Source organism: Hydrogenophaga palleronii, assembly GCF_031457455.1.
Classification (GTDB): domain Bacteria; phylum Pseudomonadota; class Gammaproteobacteria; order Burkholderiales; family Burkholderiaceae_C; genus Hydrogenophaga; species Hydrogenophaga palleronii_A.
This window is the reverse complement of sequence record NZ_JAVDWU010000003.1, coordinates 422823-447059: the sequence shown is the minus strand read 5'-3', so window position 1 is coordinate 447059 and position 24237 is coordinate 422823. Positions and strand designations below refer to the sequence as shown.

General features: G+C 65.8%; 27 protein-coding genes. 15 read left to right on the top strand and 12 right to left on the bottom strand.

Going from position 1 to position 24237, the window contains the following annotated elements; all coding sequences use genetic code 11:
* Nucleotide 1: 1 nt before the first annotated feature.
* Nucleotides 2-1345: a sensor histidine kinase gene (locus J2W49_RS09685; protein ID WP_310314954.1), complete on the top strand. Its 1344-nt coding sequence runs from the start codon at nt 2-4 to the stop codon at nt 1343-1345.
* A gap of 155 nt (nt 1346-1500) precedes the next feature.
* Here the strand turns inward: J2W49_RS09685 and J2W49_RS09680 are convergent, their stop codons facing one another.
* The 3 genes from J2W49_RS09680 to J2W49_RS09670 form a co-directional block, all read right to left on the bottom strand.
* Nucleotides 1501-1980 (bottom strand): DUF5063 domain-containing protein, encoded by a 480-nt coding sequence (locus tag J2W49_RS09680; protein WP_310314951.1) that lies wholly within the window; start codon nt 1978-1980, stop codon nt 1501-1503.
* Between the two features lie 15 nt (nt 1981-1995).
* On the bottom strand, nt 1996-2463 hold the full coding sequence (locus J2W49_RS09675) for a hypothetical protein (protein ID WP_310314949.1): 468 nt from the start codon (nt 2461-2463) through the stop codon (nt 1996-1998).
* 148 nt (nt 2464-2611) lie between these two features.
* The gene (locus J2W49_RS09670) at nt 2612-3160 is read right to left on the bottom strand and encodes a cytochrome b (RefSeq protein ID WP_310314946.1); all 549 of its coding nucleotides are present in this window, start codon (nt 3158-3160) and stop codon (nt 2612-2614) included.
* 258 nt (nt 3161-3418) lie between these two features.
* On the opposite strand from J2W49_RS09670, the gene J2W49_RS09665 reads away from it, so the two are divergent.
* Both J2W49_RS09665 and J2W49_RS09660 read left to right on the top strand, forming a co-directional pair.
* A complete protein-coding gene (locus J2W49_RS09665; RefSeq protein ID WP_310314944.1) occupies nt 3419-3994 on the top strand; it encodes a phosphatase PAP2 family protein in 576 nt (191 codons plus the stop codon).
* A 115-nt stretch (nt 3995-4109) separates the two neighbouring features.
* Complete coding sequence (locus J2W49_RS09660; RefSeq protein ID WP_310314942.1) at nt 4110-5303, top strand: phosphoglycerate kinase; 1194 nt, start codon at nt 4110-4112, stop codon at nt 5301-5303.
* A 42-nt stretch (nt 5304-5345) separates the two neighbouring features.
* Here J2W49_RS09660 and J2W49_RS09655 read toward each other — a convergent pair whose 3' ends face one another.
* From J2W49_RS09655 to J2W49_RS09625, 7 genes are all read right to left on the bottom strand, one after another.
* Nucleotides 5346-6032 (bottom strand): tetratricopeptide repeat protein, encoded by a 687-nt coding sequence (locus tag J2W49_RS09655; RefSeq protein ID WP_310314939.1) that lies wholly within the window; start codon nt 6030-6032, stop codon nt 5346-5348.
* A 28-nt stretch (nt 6033-6060) separates the two neighbouring features.
* Nucleotides 6061-6897 carry an SDR family oxidoreductase gene (locus tag J2W49_RS09650; protein ID WP_310314935.1) on the bottom strand — a complete coding sequence of 279 codons (837 nt, stop codon included), beginning with the start codon at nt 6895-6897 and terminating at the stop codon, nt 6061-6063.
* Entirely contained in the window at nt 6894-7583 is a 690-nt protein-coding gene (locus J2W49_RS09645; protein WP_310314932.1) for an iron-containing redox enzyme family protein, read from the bottom strand. Before J2W49_RS09645 ends, J2W49_RS09650 begins: the two co-directional genes overlap by 4 nt.
* Nucleotides 7584-7604: 21 nt before the next feature.
* On the bottom strand, nt 7605-9065 hold the full coding sequence (locus tag J2W49_RS09640) for an AMP-binding protein (RefSeq protein ID WP_310314930.1): 1461 nt from the start codon (nt 9063-9065) through the stop codon (nt 7605-7607).
* A gap of 32 nt (nt 9066-9097) precedes the next feature.
* The gene (locus tag J2W49_RS09635) at nt 9098-9760 is read right to left on the bottom strand and encodes a thermostable hemolysin (RefSeq protein WP_310314928.1); all 663 of its coding nucleotides are present in this window, start codon (nt 9758-9760) and stop codon (nt 9098-9100) included.
* A 105-nt stretch (nt 9761-9865) separates the two neighbouring features.
* Entirely contained in the window at nt 9866-10303 is a 438-nt protein-coding gene (locus tag J2W49_RS09630) for a YbaN family protein (protein ID WP_310314925.1), read from the bottom strand.
* Nucleotides 10300-10707 (bottom strand): SirB2 family protein, encoded by a 408-nt coding sequence (locus tag J2W49_RS09625; RefSeq protein ID WP_310314922.1) that lies wholly within the window; start codon nt 10705-10707, stop codon nt 10300-10302. Before J2W49_RS09625 ends, J2W49_RS09630 begins: the two co-directional genes overlap by 4 nt.
* A 212-nt stretch (nt 10708-10919) precedes the next feature.
* On the opposite strand from J2W49_RS09625, the gene queE reads away from it, so the two are divergent.
* The 8 genes from queE (at nt 10920) to J2W49_RS09585 (ending at nt 19045) form a co-directional block, all read left to right on the top strand.
* Nucleotides 10920-11552: a 7-carboxy-7-deazaguanine synthase gene (gene queE, locus J2W49_RS09620; protein WP_310314920.1), complete on the top strand. Its 633-nt coding sequence runs from the start codon at nt 10920-10922 to the stop codon at nt 11550-11552.
* Nucleotides 11553-11734: 182 nt separating this feature from the next.
* A complete protein-coding gene (locus tag J2W49_RS09615; protein WP_310314917.1) occupies nt 11735-12100 on the top strand; it encodes a 6-carboxytetrahydropterin synthase in 366 nt (121 codons plus the stop codon).
* A 585-nt stretch (nt 12101-12685) separates the two neighbouring features.
* Nucleotides 12686-13501 carry a hypothetical protein gene (locus tag J2W49_RS09610; RefSeq protein WP_310314914.1) on the top strand — a complete coding sequence of 272 codons (816 nt, stop codon included), beginning with the start codon at nt 12686-12688 and terminating at the stop codon, nt 13499-13501.
* The gene (locus J2W49_RS09605; RefSeq protein ID WP_310314912.1) at nt 13461-14876 is read left to right on the top strand and encodes a hypothetical protein; all 1416 of its coding nucleotides are present in this window, start codon (nt 13461-13463) and stop codon (nt 14874-14876) included. Before J2W49_RS09610 ends, J2W49_RS09605 begins: the two co-directional genes overlap by 41 nt.
* A 193-nt stretch (nt 14877-15069) precedes the next feature.
* Entirely contained in the window at nt 15070-16128 is a 1059-nt protein-coding gene (locus tag J2W49_RS09600) for a YopJ family acetyltransferase (RefSeq protein ID WP_310314909.1), read from the top strand.
* Nucleotides 16129-16332: 204 nt separating this feature from the next.
* Nucleotides 16333-16806, top strand: a complete 474-nt coding sequence (locus J2W49_RS09595) for a hypothetical protein (RefSeq protein WP_310314907.1) — start codon at nt 16333-16335, stop codon at nt 16804-16806.
* On the top strand, nt 16803-17261 hold the full coding sequence (locus tag J2W49_RS09590) for a hypothetical protein (protein WP_310314905.1): 459 nt from the start codon (nt 16803-16805) through the stop codon (nt 17259-17261). The genes J2W49_RS09595 and J2W49_RS09590 overlap by 4 nt, the downstream gene beginning before the upstream one ends.
* Before the next feature lie 167 nt (nt 17262-17428).
* Nucleotides 17429-19045: a hypothetical protein gene (locus tag J2W49_RS09585; protein ID WP_310314902.1), complete on the top strand. Its 1617-nt coding sequence runs from the start codon at nt 17429-17431 to the stop codon at nt 19043-19045.
* A 129-nt stretch (nt 19046-19174) separates the two neighbouring features.
* Here J2W49_RS09585 and J2W49_RS09580 read toward each other — a convergent pair whose 3' ends face one another.
* Together J2W49_RS09580 and J2W49_RS09575 are read right to left on the bottom strand one after the other, a co-directional pair.
* Nucleotides 19175-19921, bottom strand: a complete 747-nt coding sequence (locus J2W49_RS09580) for a lytic transglycosylase domain-containing protein (protein WP_310314899.1) — start codon at nt 19919-19921, stop codon at nt 19175-19177.
* Between the two features lie 10 nt (nt 19922-19931).
* Nucleotides 19932-20336, bottom strand: a complete 405-nt coding sequence (locus tag J2W49_RS09575; protein WP_310314897.1) for a hypothetical protein — start codon at nt 20334-20336, stop codon at nt 19932-19934.
* Nucleotides 20337-20625: 289 nt separating this feature from the next.
* Between J2W49_RS09575 and J2W49_RS09570 the strand changes: the two genes are divergently transcribed.
* The 4 genes from J2W49_RS09570 to J2W49_RS09555 are packed head-to-tail and all read left to right on the top strand — an operon-like array spanning nt 20626 to nt 24210.
* Nucleotides 20626-21012 (top strand): hypothetical protein, encoded by a 387-nt coding sequence (locus J2W49_RS09570; protein WP_310314895.1) that lies wholly within the window; start codon nt 20626-20628, stop codon nt 21010-21012.
* Nucleotides 21012-22910 (top strand): type III secretion system outer membrane ring subunit SctC, encoded by a 1899-nt coding sequence (gene sctC / locus J2W49_RS09565; protein ID WP_310314893.1) that lies wholly within the window; start codon nt 21012-21014, stop codon nt 22908-22910. Before J2W49_RS09570 ends, sctC begins: the two co-directional genes overlap by 1 nt.
* 14 nt (nt 22911-22924) lie before the next feature.
* On the top strand, nt 22925-23893 hold the full coding sequence (gene hrpD5, locus J2W49_RS09560; protein ID WP_310314891.1) for an HrpD5 family protein: 969 nt from the start codon (nt 22925-22927) through the stop codon (nt 23891-23893).
* Nucleotides 23894-23949: 56 nt separating this feature from the next.
* Entirely contained in the window at nt 23950-24210 is a 261-nt protein-coding gene (locus tag J2W49_RS09555; protein ID WP_310314888.1) for a hypothetical protein, read from the top strand.
* The last annotated feature ends 27 nt before the right edge of the window (nt 24211-24237 follow it).

Here is a 24237-nt window from a genome sequence, read left to right as displayed (position 1 = left end):
CATGCCTGCAAAGCAGCTTCCACCGTTGTGGCGCCACCTCTGGGCCTGGGCCCTGGGCGCACTGCTGGTGGTGTGGATGACCCTGATTGCCGTGGCCTGGTACACCGGGCACCACGAAGCCGAGGAGATCACCGATGGCCAGCTGGTGGCGGCCTCCCGTTTGTGGCTGCACGCGGCTCGCGGCGCGCAGAAGGCGGAAGCCGTCCCTTTGAACCTGCCGCCCGTCAAGGCCTATGTGCTGGAGCTGGCGGTCTTGCAATGGGAAGGTGGTCGCCTGATCACCGATACCCACGGACTGGCACCCGGGCTCGGGCTTGATGTGCCACCGGCGCCCGGCCTGTCCACCGTGACCCATAAAGGCCCGGGAGAACCGGTGGCGTGGCGCATGTATGTGGGCGAGACGGCCGAAGGCGATCGGCGCGTGGCAGTGCTGATGGACATGGTTCACCGCTACGACCTGGGCCGCGATGTGGCCGAACATGTGGCCCGCCCCGCCTTGCTGGTGCTGCCGCTGGTGGCGCTGGTGCTGTGGTGGGCGATACGGCGCGGCCTTCGTCCACTGGACCAGCTCTCCAGCGAGGTGGCGGCACTTGACGGTTTTGCAGGCCAGCGGCTCGATACCCAACACCGCTTCCGCGAATTCTCCAGCACCGTGGCGGCCATCAACACGCTGGTCGACACCTTGCAGACCCGCGCCCAGCGCGAGCGGGAGTTCGCCTCCGACGTGGCCCACGAAATGCGCACGCCACTCGCTGCGATTGCGCTCCAGTCGCGTGCGGCCAGGCTGGAAGCGACGCCCGAACGGCTGGCGCAACTGGAACAGGAAGCGCTGCGCGCCGGCCGCATCCTGTCGCAGTTGCTGGACCTTGCGCGCGCCCATCGCCTGGGTACCGCGGAGCCCGTGCACAACAACGAGCCGGTGGATCTGGGTGTGCTCGCGGCTTCGCTCATTGCTGCCCATGCCCAGCAGGCGCACGACAACAGACACGACCTTTCGCTGGTGCAGCCCGAGACCGGGGTGACGGTGCGCACGCCCGCCTTGCTGCTGGAACTGGCGCTGCGCAACCTGATCGAGAACGCGCTGCGTCACACCCCACCTGATACCCAGGTGGAGGTGGTGGTCTGGCGGGAGAAGAGCGCGGTGGGGGTGTCGGTCAGCGACGACGGTCAGCGCCCTGGTGCGGTACCCGTTGCCGCATCGCCTGCTGCCGGGCTGGGGTTGGGGCTGAGGTTGGTCGAGCGCATTGCGGAACAGATGGGCGCCGTGCTGGAGCGCGATGGTGCCGTCGCGCCCATGACCACACGTTTCACCTTCCGATGGAACACGCATGGCAATGACGCATGAGTGGGCTTCGATGAAAAGTCGCTGCCGTATCGATGGTGATAAGGCTTGTTTAGCCAGCGCCTCGGATACTGATCCGAACAACTCGCCCCGGGGTGTTCATCAGACAGGTGGCCGACTGCCGCAGCCACGCATGAAGGGTGTTGGTGACTTGCGTCTCACTCCACCCGCGAGATGCTCAAGCAGTGAAGCGCATAGAGTGCACTCGCTACGTGCCGGCCCCAGTGGATGCGGTGCATGAAGGACCAGTGCCACAGCGCATCAAGCTCTCTGCCTGTGTCGAACAACAGCAGCCCTGCGCGGATATCCCGGTAGGTGTCCATGAGGTCGTCTCCAAGGTCCCCCATGCCGGGCAGATCGGAAAGCTCCGGCGCAGGGTCAAAGAACTCTCGGTAGTGGCGGCCCCAGAAGGAAGTTAGGTTGGCTTCTGCCCTTTCGAGACCTTGGGCTGGAAGATCGGGAACCCCCCAATCGTTTTCCTGACCGACCTCGGGAAGATTCAGCGCCTCTGCATACAGTCGCCCTAACCAGTAGGCCGCGCTGCGGTCTGTGATGGCTTTCTGTGACCCTTCGCACCAGTCGCAAAACGCTCGTGCCGTTTCGGCAAACGGGAAGATCCCCAGGTGCTTGTCGTCCATGCGCCGGTCATGCATTCACTGGTGTCGCTCGAGAAGGCTGCCAATTTCAGCCATGTCTTTTCTGGACTTGAGGATTTCATAAAGGCCGAAGGAATCCTTGCCGGTGAGAAATGCCTTCGAACCAGATATTTTTAGGTTTCGATTGGCGCCACTTTCCAGGAGAAGCCTGACCAGCACGGGCTGGTTGAGAAGAATGGCCGAATTCAGGGGCGACAGGCCCGATGGGTTCGCTTCATGGAGGTTGCAGCCGACCTTGATGGCGGCGGTGATGATCTCGAGAATGGTTTCATCTTTCAATTTCGGATGATTCCCGTAAGCATCTGCCATCAAGTGGATGGTGCTTCCAATGACGGTCTTTCCGTCAGACAAGGCGCAGCCTGTCTTGTCATTGGTTTTGATGCCCACTGAGCGCAGGCTGTCTGCAGAAGCCCGGGAAGACGCCATCCAGACGGCCAGAATGGCAGCACACCACAGCTTGTTCACGAAATCTCCTCCCAGCAAATGGGCTTAGTTTAGAGGCGTGCGGGACCCTGGTCAGCGCTGTGTCCAACGTGATGCGGTCGACGGTGCAGTTGGCCGGTGCGTGTCTGCGAGCGCCCGAGACGGCTTGGCTGCACAGGCGAAAGACCTCTCAGCCCCGCGAAGGCAACATGCGCCGCAAGGTGTTGTCCTTGATCACGTGGTGGTGAAACAGGGCGGCAGCGGCGTGCAGGCCGATGACCCAGTAGCCGGCTTCGCCCACCGTTTCGTGCCACTCCTTGATCCGCGCTGCGAACTGAAGGTCCTTGCCCATCAGGGCTGGCAGTTCCAGACCAAAGAACGGCACGGGGCTGCCTTTGGCGCTCAGGTAGAGCCAGCCCGCCAGTGGCATGCCGAGCATGAACCCATACAGCGCAGCGTGCATCAGCGTCGACATGAGTTGCTGGACGCGCGAAGGCGCGGGTTCGATGCGCGGTGCCGGCGCCGAGAAGCGCAGGGCCACGCGCAGAATCACCAGCGCGAGGACGCACAGGCCCAGCATGAAGTGCAAGGCCTTGATGTTTTCGCGCGGGTCGCTGCCCTTGGGGAACAGCTCGCGCAATTCGATGCTGGCGTACACCGCCACCAGCAGCAACAGCATGGCCCAGTGCAAGGCGATGGATGAGGTGCGGTAGCGCCCGGTGGCTGTAGTGGATGGCATGGGGAAACCTCCTGAGATAGGTATGGAAAACATGAACAAACTCATGGTGACCGATGGGTCAAGGCCGATGCTGGGTTGGAAAAATTAGTGCCCGCTTAAATCCAGGGGGTTTCCCGTGATGCGGTGCGACATAAGCGCTGCATAAGCTTGGCTGTTTAAGGTCCTGAAGGTTCACAACACGGTTGGAGACCTTCAGTCCATGCAGCGACCCCCTCGGCAACCTTCTGGCGGGCGCTCCGGTCACCCGGGTGCGCAACCATGAGCGACTTTCATCAGACGCTGTTCCTCTGGTTGAACCTGTCGCCGTCGGCGAGCGCCTGGAGCCTGTCGCTGGCGCGGTTCGCCACGGTCCAACTGCCTGCCTGGGTGCTTGTGTTTGCCTTCAGCCTGGCGGCGGTGGGCCAGCCGCGCTGGCGCTGCATGGCGCGGCAGATGTTGCTGGCCATGGCCCTGGCCTGGCTGCTGGCGCGTGGCATCCAGTGGGCGCTGCCGATGCCCAGGCCGTATGTCGCGGGCCTGGGGCATCTCTGGCTGGCGCATGCGCCCTCGCCCGGTTTTCCGAGCAGCCACGCCAGCGTGGCGATGGCCCTGGGCGTGGTGGGCTGGTTGTCTGCACCACATGCGGTCGGAGGCGCGCTGCTGCTGGCGGTGGGCGTGCTGATCAGCTGGAGCCGCCTCGCGCTGGGCCTGCATTTTCCGGTCGATGTGCTGACCGGTGCCTTGTTGGCCACGGTGGTGGCCTGGCTCGTTGTCCACCGCTGGAGCCGAGGTCGGGCGTGGCTCACCGGCACCTGCGCCAAGGCTCCCGTGGCCCTACCCCCGCGCCTGGATTGACCGCGCCGCCTTGCCGCAGCCGCCGCCCCGGCAGCAATGCCTACAATTTGCGTTGCACGTTTGTCACCTGCGTTCCCACATTCCCGCAGCACCGCTGTCCGCTCAAGGCACCACCATGCAATTCATCCGATTCTCCGACCTCTGTTCCAGCGGCCGCGCCAGCGGTCAGCGCGTCTTCATCCGGGCCGACCTCAACGTGCCGCAGAACGATGCGGGCGAGATCACCGAAGACACGCGCATCCGCGCTTCCATCCCAGCCATTCAGATGGCGCTGGATGCGGGTGCCGCGGTCATGGTGACCAGCCACCTGGGGCGCCCCACCGAAGGCCAGTTCAAGCCCGAAGACTCGCTGGCGCCCATCGCCGCGCGTCTGGGCCAGCTCATGAACCGCTCGGTGCGGCTGGTCTCGAACTGGGTCGATGGTGAATTCTCTGTGGCGCCCGGTGAAGTGGTGCTGCTGGAGAACTGCCGCGTGAACGTGGGCGAGAAGAAGAACAGCCCCGAACTGGCTGCCAAGCTCGGCAAACTCTGCGACATCTTCGTGCACGACGCTTTCGGCACCGCGCACCGCGCAGAAGGCACCACCTACGGCATCGCCGAGACCGCGCCCATCGCCTGCGCCGGCCCGCTGCTGGCGGCAGAGATGGACGCCATCGGCAAGGCTCTGGCCAACCCGAAGCGCCCGCTGCTGGCGATCGTCGCCGGCAGCAAGGTCAGCACCAAGCTCACCATCCTGCAGGCGCTGGCGAAAAACGTCGACGGCCTGATCGTGGGCGGTGGCATCGCCAACACCTTCATGCTCGCCGCCGGCCTGAAGATCGGCAAGAGCCTGGCCGAGGCCGATCTGGTCGGTGAAGCCAAGGCCGTGATCGAGGCCATGAAGGCACGCGGCGCCGAGGTGCCGATCCCCACCGACGTGGTGACCGCCAAGGCCTTCGCGGCCGATGCGCCCGCCATGGTCAAGAAAGCCACCGAGGTGGACGACGACGACCTGATCCTGGACATCGGCCCAGAGACGGCCGCCAAGCTGGCCGGGCAGCTCAAGCAGGCCGGCACCATTGTGTGGAACGGCCCGGTGGGTGTGTTCGAATTCGCCGCGTTTGAAAACGGCACCAAGGTGATTGCGCAGGCGATTGCCGAGAGCAGCGCCTTCTCCATCGCCGGTGGCGGCGACACGCTGGCCGCCATTGCCAAGTACGGCATCGAGAAAGACGTGGGCTACATCTCCACTGGCGGTGGTGCGTTCCTTGAAGTGCTGGAAGGCAAGACGCTGCCGGCGTTCGAGGTGCTGGCGCGGCGCGCGGGCTGAGATCTGCGCAGGGACGGGGGCCCGCCCCATCCCCAGCAGGTTTCACTGAGCCTTGATTTTCTCCAGCAACTGGCGCGCCTCTTCCCTGCGACCGGTATCGGCCAGTGAGCGGCCCGGGCGGTCTGGCGCCTTCAGCGCACTTTCCAGGTAGAGCACCGCTTCGCTGGGCCGCTTGGTCTCGATCAGGTACTCGGCATAGAAGAAGTTGGGATCGATGCCATTGGGGTTGATGGCCAGTGCCTGGCGCAGCAGCTCGTCGGCCTTGGTCTTGTTGCCGAAACCGATGGGCCAGCCCGGCACCTTGTAATACAGCACGCCCAGGCTGTTGTAGGCCGAGCCGTCCAGCGCCTTGGGGTCGATGCCCAGCGCCGCTTCGTACAGGCCCTTGGCCTGCTTCACCAGTGGAAGTGCACCCAGGCCGCCCTTTTCACCGGCCAGGGAGCTGACGATGATGCCCTCCCAGATCAGGGGTTCGGCCCGGCCCTGTAGCGAAGTGCTCAGTTCCCGGGCGCGGGTGGCCAGCGCTTCAAAGCGCTTTTCGCGTTCGTTGGCCGGTGCCTGGTAGCGGATGGATTCCCAGCCTTGCTGCAGTTCCTGCACCGCGTCGTCCACCGGGGCGGCGTGCGACAAGGGCGTGAGCAGCATCAAAGTTGCGCCCATGAAGGCAGCCAGCCATTGACGGCGTTGAGCAATGGGCAGAGAAGGTAAATGGGATCGAATGGATGACATGGTGAAACTCCTTTGAGGGCGATGCGGATCAATGACGCGCCAACGGGGTGGATGGCGCGGTGGGGGTGGGGTTCTGGCTGTTGCGCAGGTGGGCTGCGTGTTTTCGGAACACCCGGTCGAACCAGGCGGGCGCCAGTGCATTGAGGCGCACCGCGAGCCGTTCCGGAAAGCCCAGGAAGCGCTCGGCCGTGCCGTCGGTGAGCAGTTGCACGATGGCATTGGCCACGAACTCGGGCGTGTCCGCGCTGGTGCCGGTGGCGCGGTTGTAGGCGGTCACGGCGGGCGCGTTGAAGCGCGTGCGCGTGGTGCGCGGGCCGATGTACTGCACCCGAACGGTGGTGTCGGCGAGCTCGCGGCGCAGGGCCTCGGCAAACCCGAGCAGGCCGAACTTGCTGGCGCTGTAGACGCTGAATCCGGGCAGACCCATGCGGCCCAGCGCCGAGCCTACGCAGACAATCTGCGCCTGCGGCAGTGTCAGCAGGCGGGGGAGCAGCGCCTGGGTGAGCAGCACCGGCACTTCCAGATTGGTTTGCAGGACGCTGCGGATGTCGGCCGCTGGAAGCGTTTGAAAAGCACCAAACGCCGGCAGACCGGCACCGTGAATGACCACGTTGCAGTCCAGCCGCGCCGCCTCAATCACCAGGCGCTGCACGTCCCTGGCCTGCGTGAGGTCGGCCGCGATCCATCGCACGCGTGAGGCTGAGGCGCCGGCGGCCGTGAGCTGGCGCGACATCTCGTCCAGCGCGCCTTCGGAGCGCCCCACCAGCAGCAGCGACGCGCCAGCCCGCATCAGCGCGCGCGCCGTGGCCTGGCCAATGCCACCGGTGGCGCCGGTGAGCAGCACGCGGGCGTGGCTGGGTTTCATGTTGATGCTCCGGCCAGTTGCGGCTGGCTTGCCAGGGCCGGCAGGGGCAGGCCGCGGAACACGTCGCCGTAAAGGCGGTAGAAGCTGCGCGCGCCGTGCACGATGTCGGCCTGGTCCTGCGGGTCGTGGATCTGGTCCATCAGCAGCGCGAAATGAGCCGTGTGTTCCTGGTCGAGCGTGCCGTGCGAGCGCAGGTAGCTGAAGGCCGCATCGGGCAACTGTAGCGCGTGCTGGATCTGGTCGGCGGCGAGCAGGGCCAGCGCCACGCTGGTGCCTTCGAGCACATGCACCATGCCGAAGAAGCCCAGCGGATTGCGGCGTGCGATGGTGTCGTAGGCGCAGGCCACCATCACGTCGGTGGCATGAGCGGGGCGACCGTTGCGCACGGCTTCGGCGTCGCCGCCGCAGGCACGGATGTCATCCAGAATCCATTCGTCGTGCCCTTGTTCCTCTTCGACATATTCGTCCATGGCGCCCTCCAGCCAGGCATGGTGCGGCGGCAGGGCGGCCTTGCAGGCCTTGAGCAGGGGCACCGTGTGGTGCACGTGGTGGTAGGCCTCGGTCAGGAAGGCGAGGTAGCTCGGCAGTGACACCACTCCGTTCAGGCAACCCTGAATGATGGGAGCTTCGAGCATGGCGCGGCGATCGGCTTCGGTGTCGCGGATCAGGCGTTGGTGGAAGGTCATGGTGAGTCCTTTGGGGTTTGTTCAAGCGACGGCAGTGGGGGTGCCGGCGGGGGTTTCAAATAAGGCATCGGCATGCAGGGCCTCGATGGCGTTGCGTTGCGGCCGCCCGTTGGCGGTGCTCAAACCGGTGTCGGGCTGGAACGCCGCACGTGCACGCACCCAGCGAACCACGCGGGCGTAGTCCGGCAGGGTCTGGTTGGCCGCGTCGACGGTGGCCTGCAGTTGGGCATCGGCGATCTCGGGAAAGAGGGGCCACAGCACCGCGCTCAGAGCGGGCTGTGCGTCGCCGAACACCACGGCCTGGGCCACGCCGGCCTGCGCGCACAGCGAGGTTTCCACCCATTCGGGTGACACGTTGCGGCCATAGGCGGTGATGAGCAGGTGCTTGCTGCGCCCCATGACGTGGACGAACCCGTCGCCGTCGATATGGCCCAGGTCGCCCGTGGGCCACCACGCCGGCACGGCTTCAGCTGCGCCAAGGTAGCCCGTCATCAGGCTGCCGGCAATCTCCAGTTCGCCCTGGGCGTTGACGCGCACGCGGCTGTGTGGGAGCGGGCGCCCTGCACTGCCTGGCCGATCGGCACCGGGCAGGTTCAGCGTTTGCACCGACGCACCTTCTGACAGCCCGTAGCCTTCAAAGGCCGGAATGCCCACCGCGCGGGCGGCCAGCAGCGTGGCCGCCCCCACCGCAGCCCCGCCCCCCGCCACCATGCGCAGCGAGGCCGGTGCGCGCTGGCCCGTGTGCTGCAACCACAACGTCCAGGCGCGCAGCATCTGGGGCAACAGGATCATGCTGTTCGGCCGATGGGCCAGCACGGCCGCCTGCAGCCGCGCCGGGTCGAAGCGGGACGATCCGCTCAGGCCGACCTGTTCCAGTGGCAGCACGATGCAGGCTGCGCCTTGTGACAGCGGTGCCAGCACGCCAGCGATGTTTTCCAGCAGCACGGGCAGGGGCAGCGCGCACAGGTGGCGCTCGATGGCCAGTGGTGCGAGCGCTTTGCCCAGGCTGGTCGCCACCTGCTGCATCGCCGAGTCAGACAGGCACACCCCCTTGGGCGTGCCCGTGGTGCCGGAAGTGAAGGTGATCTTCCCGGTGTGGAGCGGCAGGGACACGGGCTCGACGGCACGGTGATGCAGCACCAGCTCGGAACCGGCGAGTTGAAGGGGCTGGGACGATGCGCCGGGCCATGGCATGGGTATGCCATTCGCAGCCAGCAGGGTGTCCACACCCGCGGCCTGCAAGGCGTGTCCGATTTGCGAGGGCGTGAAGAACACGGGTAGCGGCACATGAACCAGGCCGGCCAGCGACACCGCGCGGTCGGCGATCACCCAGGCCGGGCCGTTGTCAAGCAGGTTGGCCAGCACGCGCGTGCCACTGGCCACGAACTGCTCGGCCAGAGCACGGGTGGCGTGATCAAGTTCGGGGTGGGTGATGACGCTGTGCAGGCCCAACAGTGCGGGAGAGGATCGTGCTGCGCTCATAGGATTTCCCTCCGTGCTGCGCACTGCGGCGCTCATGCTGTCCTCCCGTTGCGGCGCTGGCGGGCCTCGCGACGCGCCAGGCTTTTTAAGGCCTGTGGCAACTGCCCGGCCAGCACGATCGGTTCGTGTTCGTAGTAGCTGCCCCATGACGCGGCGGCAGCGGCGCCCAGCCGGCTGGGGTCGGCGCGCCCCAGGGCGAGCGGCGTGATGCCCAGCCGCACAAACAGCTGACGCAGGGCGTCGGTGAGCGTGCTCACCACCCATTGCGCGCCTTCGTCGGCGAGGTGCTGGCCCAGCAAGAAGATCAGCCGTCGGCCCTCGCCAGGCTGGTCGGCAGCCAGGTGGCCAACCTCCACAATGCCGTCGCGCACCACGGGGTTGCCACCAATGCCCGACAGCACCCGCTCCACCGGTTCATGAAGGTAGTTCTCCAGAAACAGCGGTGCTTCTCCCGCCGCGCGGTAGCCCGCGGCCGCCAGAATGCGCCCGTTCATGGGGTCGCTCAGGCTCACCAGCACGGGCGCAAAATGCTCGACCCTGGCATCGAAGCGCGCGGAGAAGACGCGCCGGATGAAAGCCTCGACCTCGGGCCTGCGCGGGTCACCCGCAGGGTGGACGTTCAGCCGCTTCGACGGGGCCGGCAGGCGCAGCGGCGAGGCTGGAAACACGGGCATGAGCCACGGGGATGTTTGCATGGAAGACGCTCCTGGACATGCTCGCCAGGACAGGGGGCGAGCGCATGGACGTCATCGTGGTCGGTGCACATTAAGCGCACCTTATGGCGCAACCGAAGGGCGTTTTCAGCCTTCGCCGGGCGGGGCAGGACGTGTCGGAATGCGCGCCACCACCCACACGCCCACGACGGCGGCCACCAGCACCACCCCCAGCAGCACCGGTCGCTCGCGCAGGCCCCAGGCCGAGAGGCCCACCATCAGCACCATCGACACCTGCGCCACCGTCTTGGTGCGCCGGGTGAGGTTGCGGTGCTGCTCCCAGTCGCGCACCATGGGACCCAGCAAGCGATGGTGGGTCAGCCAGCGGTGCAGGCGCGGCGATGCCTTGGCGTAGCAGGCCGCGCTGAGCAGGATGAAAGGCGTGGTGGGCAGGCCAGGCAGCACCACACCAATGAGGCCCAGCACGAGCGAGACCGTGCCCGCGGTCCACAGCAGCCAGCGCACCGTGCGCGACGCATGCAGTCGCGTGCCCGACGAAGATTCGGGCGCGACGGGTGGGTTCACAGGCTCAGCCATCCCATCGGGTTTCGGGTATGTGCAATCGCCACCATCTGTGCCACCACTGCCAATGCGAGCAGGCCGAACAGCAGCTTGCCCACCCAGCGGCGCGCGCGCTTGAGCGCGAAGGTGCCGAGCACGATGTAGACCACCAGCAGCGCCAGCTTCGCACCCAGCCAGTGCTGCTGCAGCGGGTTGAGCTGCAGCAGCCACCACAGCGTGGCGCCGGCACACAGCAAGGCGGTGTCGAACACCATGCTCACCACGCGCGTGCGGCGCTGCATGGGCCAGGCGCCACCGGTTAACACTCCAACCCAACGCAGTGCGAACAGGCTCACGCTGAGCACCACCAGAGCGATGTGCGCATGGAGCAGCGCGGGATAGAGCGTGGCGATGGTGGGGGGTTGCATGGGTGACGGATCGGTATGTGGAGATTGTCAGACGGCATTGTGCGGCAACGCCCATGATCGGCAGGCTGCTGGGCTCGCGTGCGCGCATGTGCTCGAGGGTCATGCGGACATTGTGGGGACCTACCGGACGCTGGCCACTGGTGGCGGACAATACCGGCCTCTTCGACACAACCCCGGGCGCCGCCTGTTTCGCGGCCCACCCGGCTTTCACCATGACCTACAGCGTCAAGGAAATTTTCTACACCCTGCAGGGCGAGGGTGCGAACGCCGGTCGCGCCGCGGTGTTCTGCCGCTTTGCCGGCTGCAACCTCTGGAGCGGGCGCGAGGAAGACCGCGCCAGCGCCGTCTGCACCTTCTGTGACACCGACTTCGTGGGCACCGACGGCACGCTGGGCGGCAAGTTCGCCACCGCCGGGGCCCTGGCCGACGCGATTGCCGGGCAATGGCCCGCTGGCACGGCCCCCGGCCTGGTGGTGCTGACCGGGGGCGAGCCGCTGTTGCAGGTGGACGAGGCCCTGACCAGCGCACTGCACGCGCGCGGCTTCACGATCGCGGTGGAAACCAATGGCACGCTGGCGCCGCCCGCCGGGCTGGACTGGGTGTGCGTGAGCCCCAAGGCCGGCGCCCCGCTGGTGCTCACGCGCGGGCAGGAGCTCAAGGTGGTGGTGCCCCAAGAGGGGCTGGACCTGGACGCGCTGGCCGGGCTGCCTTTTGAACACCACTTCCTGCAGGCCATGGACGGCCCGCTGGCGCGCCGCAACACCGAGCTGGCCACCGCGCTGTGCCTGGCCGATCCGCGCTGGCGGCTGTCGGTGCAGACGCACAAAGTCATTGGGATCAGGTGACCCCCCTGCGCCGCTTCGCGGCTTCCCCCCAGGGGGACCACGCCCTTGGACCGGCAAAGCCGGATCTTCGGCGTGTGCTGGAAGAGGCACGCGCTCCGGAGGCGGGATTTGACTTCCTCTCCCCGCTGATGTGCGGCGCGGTGTCGCCGAAGCATGTGAATTGAGTTGAGAGATGGATTGAGATGAGATACGAACTGAGTCAGCGCTTTTATTTCGAGGCCGCCCACACCTTGCGCCGCAAGGTCGAGGTGGAGCCCAGCTTGCGCATCCATGGCCACACCTACATCGCCAACGTCACGCTGGCGGGTCAGCCCGATCCGGACAGCGGCATGCTGGTCGATCTGGCACACCTGCGCGGCCACATCGAAACCCTGCGCCACGCACTGGACCACCGTCTTCTTGACGAAGTGGCCGACCTGGGCCCGGCCACGCTGGAGAACCTGTGCGCCTTCATCTGGCGCGCGATGGAGGCGCACTATGGGCAGCAGCTGGACAGCGTGGAGGTGAGCCGCCAGGCCAGCGGTGACGCCTGCCGGCTGCGCCGGTAGACACCTACCATCCCCCGGCGGCGGGGCTGGGGCGACGGTTTGATGCACTGAGGAGCGCCCGAGGGAGAACGCCAAGGTGCGCAGCCTGCTGCGCTTCTCGTTTCTGTCCGTGACTTCGCGTTCAGCCTCTCGGGTGAGAACCGGATCGAAAGAATGGCCCCAAGAACACCTCAGGTCGCAAGCAGCGTTGAAGAGGCTTCTCACCGAGAAAGTACCACGCATGACAGGAATCGGCCAGGCAGGAGGCTCGGCGAGTCGCTCGCCGTCCTCGCCTTCGAACGAACCGAGCCCGTCTGCTTCGCCGCAGCGCAGAGCAGCTGCGGAACTGCAAGCCCCTGAGGCGCTGCGTCGACGCACGAGCGCCGGGCATGTGCCAGGAGAAGACCGTGATGCCCCCCGCGGCGCAACGCCACGCTGCCGCCGCGTGCCCCAGGTGCCGCGCCCATCGCGCCTGGGGGCGGATCGGGCGTGCTCTTTCATCGGCCCACCGAGCTGCCGCCGTTGCAGCACGCACGGCCCGCGCAGGGTTCGAGCACCTTGGCGACGTCGTCACGGCACGGGCCTGAGGTGCAAAGAACCGCTGGGATGGGTGACGCACGCGCCAGCGCCGGCTCTGCCGCACCGGTGGTGAATTCGGCGCACCTGGCCCGCTTGTCACCGGAGGTTCTCGAACGAAATGCCAACGACCTGTTGGCGCTCATCCCGCTGATCCGTGAAGTCAAGAACGGGGCAACGGTGTCGGCAGTCACTAAACGCGCGGGGATGGGCGCCTTCAAAGCCATGTTCAAACCGGACGGCACCATGAAGCCAGCTGCTTCCAGCTTCAACGCCCAGAGCCTTCACAACAAGCTGCAGGCCCTCCTGCAGAGCCCCCAGCCTCAGCATCGGCAGCTGGCTGCGAGGTTCGAAGCGGAGGCGGCCCTGCCGACGCGGCCGGTGCAATTGGAGCGGTACGCACGCGAGCTGGAGAAGCTCATTCCAATGATCAACGCCGTCAAGAACGATGGGGTAACGCCGGCCGCAGTCTCCCAAAACGAGGGGATGCGCAGCTTCTCTTTCATGTTCAAACCGGACGGCACCACGAAACCGGCCGCTTCCAATACCAACGCCCACAGCCTTCACAACAAGCTGAAGGCCCTGGAGGCGAGCCACCCAGTATCGACAGGTGGCCGACAGATTCAAAGCGGCGATCGCCAAGCCCCAGCAAAAACGCCCCGCCCCCGGTGCAGCCCCGCCCCCCGTCGCAACGCCCCTGGCCTTGAACAACTTCGGGGCTCGGCAGCACGAGCTGGCGCGATTGATCCTGCAGATCCGGCAGGGCACCATGCCCCTGGAGGCTGCGGAGCCAAGCTTCCCGGGCTTGTCTCGGTTTATCGCCCCTTCCGGCAACTGGCGCGGTGATCACGAACTCGGGGCCGTCCTGAACGAGTTCACCGCCCCGCAGCAGCAACAGGACTTCTTCCGCCTGCTCCAGGAGGTCAATGCCCTGCTGCAGCCCGGCGCCCTGCCTCGCGGCCAGTCGTCGGCCAGCACCGCGCAATCCGCAGCGCCCGACCCGCAAGGACCCGCTGCTGCACCATCGCGACCGGTGTTCGACCTGAACCTCGAGCCCGATCCCGTCGACGATGTGCCGCCCGTGCCAGCCGGCAGACCCGTCAAACCCGAGCCGATCGACCTCGCCCCGGCGGTGCGCGTGCCACTGCTGGTGGAAACCCAGCTCGACCAGGCGCGCACCGCCTTCTACGAAGAAGTCGCCCAGGTGTGCGACCTCACCGGCGATGCGCCGCAGTGGGCGTCCAAGCTGGCCGAGAGCGGTGGGGTGATCGTGCACCACCGCATGGAGCCCGTGCCGGGCAACGACGACAAGTTCCCGCTGCGCGACCGCAACAACCCTGAGCGGGCGCACCCGCGCTACGCCGGTGCCGACGGCAAATGCGATCCCAACGTGAAGCTCAAGAAGCTCAAGGTGGCCGGCCAGGAGATGCACACGTTCTTGCAGCAGCTGTGTGAGAGCGACCCGCGGCTGCAGCTCGATCCCCGCAAGCTCCCGGACGTGGTCAAGGCGCTCACCGAAGATGCGCAGCGTGAGTTCGAGCGGCTCATTCGCGAGCAGCCGAGCGCCAACCCGCGTTGCCTGCCGATCAAGCTGAGCGCGGCATACGTGCAAGACCACGAGCAGGCACTGATCGGCCAATACGGCCTGTTCGTTCCGCGCCCCAGCGACCCGGCCGAATCCCCCACGCTGAGCAACGGCCGCATCCTGGGCTTCTACATGGGCGCGGTACTGGAAAACGAACGCCAGCGCCAGGAGGCGCTCGCCACACACCCCGACAGCGACCACTACGCACTGGATGCGGGCCGGTTGCCGCAACAACGCCAGCGCGGCCGCACGAACTGGAGCGGGCCGAGCAAGCGAACCGAGATCACCTTCGCCGGCCTGGGCTCGGCCAACAGCATGGCCTTCGCCAACACCGCGCTGCGCCGGCCCGACCCGGAACACCCCGAACCCGCCTACGACAAGGAACGCATCAACGCGTTGTTCCTGCCCTTCGATCTGGCGCTGACCGACAAGGACGGCAAGCACCGGAACGAGGTGGCCGTGGCCCTGGTGGCGCTGGACAACCTGTTCCCCGCGGGCGACGACAGGCCCCACGCGCAGGTTCTCGCCGACTATGGAGATGCCTATCTCGCCAACTTCAGCAAACCGGCACCCGCGCCCGAGTCTGACCTCGACGACACCTACGAGGTCAAGCCGCGCGTCGCCTCGCCTGAGTAGCCGTGCTGAGCTTTCATCTCAACGCTCCGTTTTTCGCATTCAGTGCGGCGGACCTGCGATGCGTTGCTGTAATCGAGGTGACCCTCAACCGACCCTCGCAATGACACCCGTCCATTCAGTACCCGGTTCGTTGCCCCTGCACACGTTGTCGATGGGCGCCGGCACGCCGGCCTCGGCCCCCTCGCGCTAGCGCTTGCTTCCCGACGACGCGGCGTTCAGTGGGCTGCCGCGCCGTCCACGCACCGATGGCGCAGCCGAAGAAGCCGCCATGCCTGTGCGATCCATTCCGAAGGCCAAGGCCAAGGCCAAGGCCAAGGCCAGGGCGCTGGACGCCCAGCTCGGGCCGAAGTTTGACCGCAAGCTCGCGGCTGAGCTGCATCCTGGCCTCGCCAACTATCTGGAGAAGTTGGAGGCCGCGTACCAGCAAAACCGGACGCCTGTCAACGAGGACAAGCAACATCTCGCACTCATCATCGAAGGCCTCAACAAAGCCGATCCGGGTCTTCGGCTGGTACACGACGAGGTCATGAGGGATGAGACTTCCAACTGGATCCAGGAGTACCAACTCACTCAGCGCTTGCAGAATGGTCTGGGCAAAGGCGATGCCTGGCGCATGGTGATCGACGACGGTGACCGAGATCATCGCTACGCGCTGAGTGTGCAATGCTCGGCCTCGTCGCATGACGCCTCGCTGATCCTCGTCGACAGCATGGATGCGGCTTCGGAAGCTTCAAAACTGGTCGACGCGTGGCAGAACATTCTCGGCGGCATCGGCGAGGTGCTGCGCGAGCACATGCCCGAGGAGCAGGTGCGACTGCACCTTGCCGTGGCATGCTCCACCACCCAGCGCACGGACAACGGATGCGTCGTCATGGCGCTCTCGGCAGCCCGGAAGATGGCCGCAGAGCCCCAGATCGCGCAACTGCACGGCGCCGCGCTGGGCAACATGAACGGCGGGGCAGGTGAGAACGTCGTCGCCTTGTCTGCGGCCGCCTTGCCGCCCTCCTTCTTCAAGCACTCGACCTCCGGCAACGACCTGATCAACAACCTGTTCCTGCGGGACGAGGCGGGGCGGGACCCAGTGGTCAATCGCGAAGGCCAGACGCTGCTGGAACGCTGGACATCCCACATGACCGCGCGGCGGGATCCACAGAACAACAAGCAGCGCTTGTACAGCAACTCGTACGAGGCCAAGCGCATCGATCTGATTCGAACCGCGCTGGCCGCCCTGGTGCCGCAGCCGACGCGCTGACCACAATGGCTGACTGGCTGCAGCGGCTCGCGGCGCCGCCGCGTGCTTCGTGTCGTCACCGTTTGCTTCGTGCTCCTGCCTGGCACGACATGGACATGGCTTCAGAGTAAGCCCTGAAATGCCGGTGCTGAGTGCTTCAGGCTCGTGCGCTGCCCCGCTCCATCGCCTATTTCATGCCCCTCACCAACCCATGGAAACAGGAACATGAGTCAACCACCCCCACCTGACTCGCAAAACTGGCCGATCCTTTCTCCGCAACGCAGGGCCTGCATGAGAGATGCGGCCCGATTGCTCGGAGCCAGCGAGCAGATCGCTCAGCAGTTCGCTGAAGTGGGATCGACGTTGATCGAAGACTTCGCGCTGCATGTGCTGCCAGCCGGGCCAGACGATGGGCCGTGGGTCGCTTGCCTGGGGGCTGCGGCGCCCTCCGGTGTCAGTGACGCCGCGTGGTCCGACGCGCTGCTGTTGGCCAACGCGCAGGCGATGCTGCTCAGCGACTGGGCGTTCGGTCTGGAAGACGGCAGTGACGCCGTCCTCGTCGCGCCTTTGCCGCCCGATTTGCTCGACGCGCGGTTCCTCGCTGGTCGCGTGGATGGCATGGTCGGCATGTGCCGGGCTGTGCGCGAGGGCGTCAGCGCGTCGCTCGGTGCGGCGCAGGGCAAGGGAGCACCGCAATGAGCGCCGCCACGCGTGAAGCCGAACAGGAGCTCGAAGCGTCCGGCGCCGTGCTGTCACTCCTGCACGAAGCCGCCACTTGGCTCGGCGCCTCGCCAGCGCAAGCCGCCGAAGCGGCACGCACGGGCGTGATCGAACTGGAGAGCCGCAGCATTGCGGTGGCGCCGACCCCCGACGAAGACGTCCTGGTCTTGTCCACCGCACTGCCCGCTGACTGGTTCGATACACCGGAGCGACGCACGGCTGCGCTTCGCGCCTGCACTGCACTGCTGCTTCAAGCCGGGGTTGCTTATGGCCGCACGCTCACCGGGCCTGCATTGATGTGCCGCTGGTCGCTTGCCATGGCAGACGCAGGGCTCTTCGCCGGCTGGCTTCGGCAGTTTGCCGCCATGGCAAACATGTTGGTTGCAGGGGCCGGTGAAGCCACCGCCTCGGTGCCATCCAAGGGGGCGGCATGACCATCTCGAAACTCCCACCTTCCGGCTCGGGCCGATCTGCCTCTGTGCCTGATGACCTCGTACTGCCGCCGTCTCGAGGCACCACGGACCGAGGCGGGCCCTCCATTTCACAGGCGGTTCCTGAGGGCTTGCGGGAACGCCATCAGCCCATGGCGTCCGAGGCAGGCATGCCTCCGCGTCGTGGCTTGGTGCTGCCGCAAGATCCGTCGACCTCGTACGCGTCGGGGTCGCGTGTGTCGTCTGAAATCCGCCCCGTTGCGAGCGCTCAGCATGACAGCTCTGCGCTGCTGCCTACGGGTGAACGATCGAATCGATTCAGCGAGTCGAAGGCATCGTTTCAGAGCATCGACCTGGGGTCTTTTCGCTCAATCGACCAGAATTCCCTTGCCGTCCCGTTCAGCGGCCCGCTCGACATCAGCCTGCCAGCCTCGCCCACGGCCACGCCGCCGCCCGAGCGCAGTTGGCGTGCCTTGATCGGTTCGTCGATGGGTGCGGTGCAGGCCCTCGCTGGTGCAGCCAGCGGTGCTGCCGGAAACGCCATCCTCGCAACGGGCTCGGCCATAGGACAGGCGGCCGCTACTGTGGGCAAGGAGGTGCTCGCGCAAGGGGCCTCGCTGCGCCTGCTGAAGCCGCCCACCGGCGCAGTCGGCGCAGCGGCCGGTCACCTGATCCATCAGTCGGTGACGGTGGGCGTGCCGACTTTTCTTCGGGAGATGATGGCCGAGACCCTGGTGCTGTCGATGCGTCACATGCCGCCGGACCACGCCCTCGGCTTGCAGGTGGGGATGGGGGTGATCGGCGTGGGCGCCCAGTTCATACGCCGTGCGCGTGAGAACCGCGATCCCGAGGCCGCGGCGCGTGGCTTCCATGCCATGTCGGAACCCCAATGGAATGCGCTGCCGGAGGCGGACAAGGTCAAGCTGCGGCAACAGCAACAAGATCATTCCCGCATGGTGACGAACCTGCAGATCATGGCGTCGACGACCCAGGTCGCCGTCGGCATGCTCGCCGCCAGGGCCGACCAGCCCGACACCGAGCGGGCGGTGAAGCTGTTCGCTGCGGACTTCAAGGCCTTGCTGTACAGCGGCGTGCGCGACTCCTTGCAGGCCAGCTTCCGCATGGTCAACACGGCGGCTCCCACGACAGGCGGGGTGAGTGGAGCGCACATGACGGCTTCCGCCAAGTTCTATGCCCTCGCCAACGTCATCGGCAACTACGGCCACTCTTACCTGCCCGCGCTGACGCCGCACGCCGCGACAGCGGATGCCGTGTTGCGCGGCAACAGCACGGAGCTGTCGCACGGGCAGGCGTGGATGGCGAAGGCAGGCGTCTCGGCCGTCAAGGCGGCCATCAATACGGCCGTCGAGGCAGCGGACTGGTTCTCGGTGACCCAGCAAGAGGCCAGCCAATCGGGAACCATCCAGCAATGGGACCCGAAACTGAAATTCCTGAAGCCCGAGGACAGGGACTATGGTCGCGTGCTCGACCAGACCCCGGCACGAATCACCGCGATCGGTGCGGGTAACGCCATATTCAGTGCCGTGGGTTTTGCGATGAAGGATGCGCCAGAGTGGGCGCAGAACGCTTCAATGAACATCATCGAGGCAGCTTACGAGGGGCTGAAATACAAGACGATCGGCGGCACGTGGCAGGCGAATGCGGCGGTTCGCGAAGCGACGAACAGCCAGCAGGCAGGCACCCTTGCTGCAAATCCCGACACCGAAATGGGTGGTGCAGGCAGTCGCACGCGGCAGGACGCGGGGAGGCGCGACGAGATCCCGTGAAGCTGGTCTCGTGGCGCGATGACACCCCCTTTCAGCGCCAAGGCAATGTCCGCGTTTGCGACCATCGGCGCGAACGTTCAGGCGTAGCGGCGTGAAACGGCGCTGCTGCCGACCCACGCCGCCTTCCCGCTATCGGTCTCGGTACAGGCCCAGGATCTTTCGCACGTAGTTTTGCGTTTCCCGGTAGGGGGGAATGCGGTTGCCGTAGCGTTTGACCGCACCCTCGCCCGCGTTGTAGGCCGCCAGCACGAGTTCGATCTGGCCATCGAACAGCCGATGCAGGTCGCGCAGGTAGCGCGTGCCCACGTCGATGTTGGTGGCTGGGTCCAGCAGTGCTTGGGGTGTGTCCACGCCGTAGCGTGCGCCCGTGGCGGGCATGATTTGCATGAGCCCCAGTGCGCCCTTGGGCGATCGTGCATGCGGTCGGTAGGCCGACTCCACTTGCACCAGCGCAACCACCAGGCGGGGGTCCAGGCCCTGACGCGCACTGGCCGCGGCCACCATGGACCTCAAACCCGGAGGTTGAAGGTCCAGGACGGAAGGCGGCATCAGAGGATGCATCGGCGGCTGAATCAGGGGTTGCATCAGCGGTGTTGCGCTGTGCACGGGTCGCAGGGGGCGCGGGCGGATGGGCTTTTCCAGGCCCGGCAGGATGCCGTCGGTGCGCAACACCGTGGGAACGGCTTCGGGTTCCGATGTTTCAAAGGCGGTGCAGCGGCGCACCGCACCGCCGAATCTCGCCGACAGGTCCTGCATGGCCACGAGTTCGTTGCCGTCGGGCATTTCGCAGCGGTAGCGCACTGCGGCTTCGCTGGGGGAGGCCAGCAGGGCAGCCAGGCAGGCCACCCGCCACAGTGGTCGATGGTGGATCACCACCGGGCATCCGTCAGTTGGCCGGGCTGCGCAGCTGCGCAATTTCCTGCTCGACACCGTCGAGCAGTGCGGTCACTTCGCGTGAGGTGTTCTGGCTGTGGGACAGCAGCGTGGAGAACTCGCCGAGGGCGTGTTGCAGATCGACTTCTTCGCTGGCGGGATCGGTTTGGATTTGTGGGGAGGTGACCGAAGCACTGGCCTCGCCAGCGCCGTACAGCAGTGCATGTGCACGGTGCAGCTTCAGCGCTGCGTTGCCCACGGCGCGCGCGCCCGCTTCGTCCGGGTGCGCGCCGGCAGCGAGCTTGATGTCGGTCATGAGTCGCTGGAACCGCTCGATTTGCGTCTGTACGGTTGCCTGTACCGATTGCAGCGAGGAAAAGAGGTCGGCGTAACCGGCGATGGTTTGGGCAGCTTGCATGGAAATGCTCCTGTGAGTGGTGACCGCGTGGCGGCCGATCAAAGACCCTTTGCACAACCGCACGTGACGTGGCGGATTGGGCATGTCGGAAGTGTTGAAAAAGAACCCTTGAATCAACAACCCAATGGCGAAGCGGTGTGCTGCGATGCGAACCGTGGCACACGCCGGTTTTGGAAATGCGACCAGGTTTCGCAGTGCCGCACCTGGCTTCGCCTGCGGTGGCGGTTACGACGGTCCTCGTTCCTACGCTCAAAGGGTCATCAACACCCCAACATCCGGAGGAACCACCATGTCTCTGTCAATCAATGGCACGAGCCCTGCGGGCTATTCGTCGCCGCCCCCAACCACGCCGTCCAACGATGGCGCATCGTTCCAACAGCTGCTTGACCAGCTGGCCAACAACTTCGGTATGTCACCGCAGGAGTTGTTCAACCTGATCACCTCGCAGATGAACCCGTCCACCGGTGGCGGCGTGCCCCCGTCGGCGCCAGGCGTTTCGGCACCGGCCACTTCGGGCAGTGCGGGCAGTGGAAACAGCGACGAATTGAATGAGGTGTTGACGCAGTTTGCGTCCAACACACTCAATGCCGGGCAGGGCATGATGAAGGAGGCCATGGAAAAGTTCTTCCAGGAAGAAGAGCCTGACGAGGACGATCCGGATGCGGAGCCCCTGTGATGAAGGCAGCATTCACTGGTCGCCATCGCGCGCTGGTCGCGGCCTGCCTGACCTTGTTGGCCTGCAGTGATGCAACTGCACAGTTCCAAGCCCAAAGCCCGCACCCCGTGCGGGTTGCGGACGACCGTGCAGCTCAATCAGCGCGTGCCGTGGGCACCCAGCGTTTTGTCTACCGGGCTGAAGGCAAGCGCCTGGCGGACGTGCTGCGCGATTTCGCGGCCAGCCAGGGCTTGCCCGCCGTGGTGGGTGATGGCGTGGAAGGTGTGGTCAGCGCAAACTTCGACACCACGCCGCAGGGCTTCCTCAACGCCATTTCGAAAGCCTACGGGGTGCTTTGGTACCACGATGGCACAGCGCTTTACTTCTATCCGCCCAGTGCCATCCAGAGCCGCCTGTTTCGCCTGAAGGGCTACAGCCGCGAAGAAGTCATGGGGCTGCTGGCGTCGCTCGGTCTCGGGGACAAACGGTTTGAACTGAGGTTCGACGACGCGCAGCACACGCTCCTGGTCTATGGGCCCCCGCGCCACATCGAACTGGTTGCCCAGGCGCTGGAGTCGCTGGACCAGGGGGCCACCGAAGGCAACGAGCGTGTGGTGCGTGTGTTTCCATTGCGTTTTGCTTCTGCAGGCGACCGTGCCCTGGGCGAGGTGAACATCCCGGGCATCGCGTCGGTTCTGCGTGGGCTGTATTCGCGCAACAGCGCCGAGTCAGAGGCCGGAGAATCTCAGGGCTCGCGCCCGGTGAGCCTGAAGATCAGGTCGATGGAGTCGCTGTACGGCAGCGGCAAGATGATGCCGGACCTGCCTTCGGTCTCCCATGAGAGCATGCCCGCGCCAGACAAATCAGGGGCCGCCCGCAGCACACGCAGCTTGCGAAGCCCGGTCAACTTCGAGGAAGACCAGCCCAACTTCGAAGCGGACGAGGGCACCAATTCCGTCATCGTGCAAGGGCGTTCGCACCGCATGCGCGAGTACGAGGCGCTGATCCAGCGGCTTGACCAGAAGCCCATGCTGGTGGAGCTGGAGGTCATGATCATTGATGTGAGTGAAGACAACGTGCACTCACTCGGGGTCGATTGGTCGTTGCAGGGTTCAAAGGGGCAATTTTCCGTGACCTCGCCTGCCGGTGCGGCGGGTCCGGCCGGCAGCGGGCAGACGATCTCGGGGTTGGGCACCTTCTCCATAGGCACGGTGGTGGCCGATGCGGGCCGCCAACTGCTCATGCGCATCAACGCACTTCAGGGCGAGGGCAAGGCGCGGGTGCTTTCCAAGCCTTCGTTGCTGGGCGTGGTCAACCGGCCCGCGATGATGAAGGAAAAGCGGGTGGCCACGGTGCGCGTGGCGGGCAATCTCGACGCTCGCCTGTTCCAGATCGAAGCGGGCACGCTGATGCAGGTCACGCCACAGGTCATCGAAGACGAAGGCGGCAATCAGATCAAGTTGTCGCTCTACATCGAAGACGGCAACTTCGAGACCAGCCTGGTGGACCAGGTGCCCGTGGTCAGGAAGACCGAGATCCGCACCGAGGCCCATGTGCGCGAAGGCGAGAGTCTGCTGATTGGCGGCCTGATGGTGGAGTCCACGACGGTGCAGGAATCCGGCGTTCCGGGCTTGCGACGTGCTCCATTGGTGGGCGGTCTGTTTCGATGGAATGGCAGCAGCACGTCGCGCACGGAGCGGCTGTTCCTCATTACCCCCAAGGTCGTGGGTGGCCGCACCGTCACCACCCAGGCCAGCACCACCCAGGCCAGCAAACCTGCGACGGATTCGTCACGCCTGAAGTTGTCGTTGTCCCTGCGGCCCGGCGGCGTGCCTGCGGCCGCCCAAACGCAGGGCGAATCCGCTGCTCAAAGCCATGAGCGCGAGGCGCAGTCTGTTCAGCACAACAACGGCTATTGAGGGATTCGCGAATCATGAAGCAGCTTCGTGTTCTGACTGGTCGCCATGCTGGGGTGCAAATAACCTTGACTGCATCGAAGTACCGAATCGCCGCAGACGAGCAAGCAGACATTCAGCTCGTTGACTGGCAGGTACAGCCCCTGGAACTTGAACTACTGGAAGAAGGCAACGTGCTCACCATCACCTTGAATCAGGCAGACATGGCAGATCGCTCGGCACGGCCTTTTGCGGACTTCGAGCCGCGCCGCTTCGGCGACGTGGTGCTGTGCGCGGGCCCCGTGGGTGTGGCATGGCCTTCTGACATGGAGCTGCTGGAGTGCCTGATGCGCCCCATCGCAAAAGCTGCCCATGAGGTGCGTGACGCCGCGGCTTCGAGCTGGACACGGATGGCATCGGCGGTGGCCGCTGTGGCTGCGTTGGCCGCAGGCGGTGCTTTCGGCGCAGTGACCTGGCAGGGCACCCTGACCCAGAAGGCAGACGCGGTGACCGAGCCGCTGGTGAATCAGGTGAGTCGCCTGTTGTCGGACGCCGGATGGCATGACCTGGAGGTGCGGACCTCCGCCGAGCGCGTCGTCGTTGAGGGGCTGCTTACGAACAGCGCTGAGGTGCTGACCCTGCGCCAGCAGCTTGCGCGCTTTCCGTCCGAGTCCATCGAGCACCGGTACGCCGCTGCGTCGGAGATCGCGCAAAGCATTTCCGATGCACTGAGCACCTCGGGACTGGTGGCGAGCTACCGCGGCCGAGGGGTGTTCGAAGTCAGCGGGCGCGCCATGTACCTGGACGAGGTTCGCGCCGCTGCGAATCGCATCGCGGCCGATCTTGCGCCGCTGGTGCGAGGCATCGAGGTTGTGGCCTCCGAGGCACCCGCACCCGATACCGTGCCTGTGGGCGCGATGTTGTCCACCGATGGCCTGAAGTATGTGCAGACGCGTGACGGCGCCAAGCACCTCTCGCTGGCGCCTGAACCGATTGGGAACAGGTGAGGCGAGGGCCATTTCTCCCCGTTGAAAAACCAACCATCCACGGAGCAATTTCGATCATGAACGAACAACTTGAGCAAACCGTATTCGGCGACCTCTCTGATCTGGAGAAGTCGCTGGCCGAAGACACCAGCGGCGACCGCGCCCGAGCACTGCTGGACTACTTCTCCGAGGTGGCGCAGTCCGCCGAAACCATGTTGACCAGCGCTGCCGCCACCGAGCGGCAACTGATCACGCAACTGCTCGAAGGCTTCCACGCATCGCAACGCATCGTGCGCCACGTGTGGGAGACCCTGCACAGCGCCACGCTGGTGGTCTGAGTCACGCGGTCCGAGCACAGGAGAACG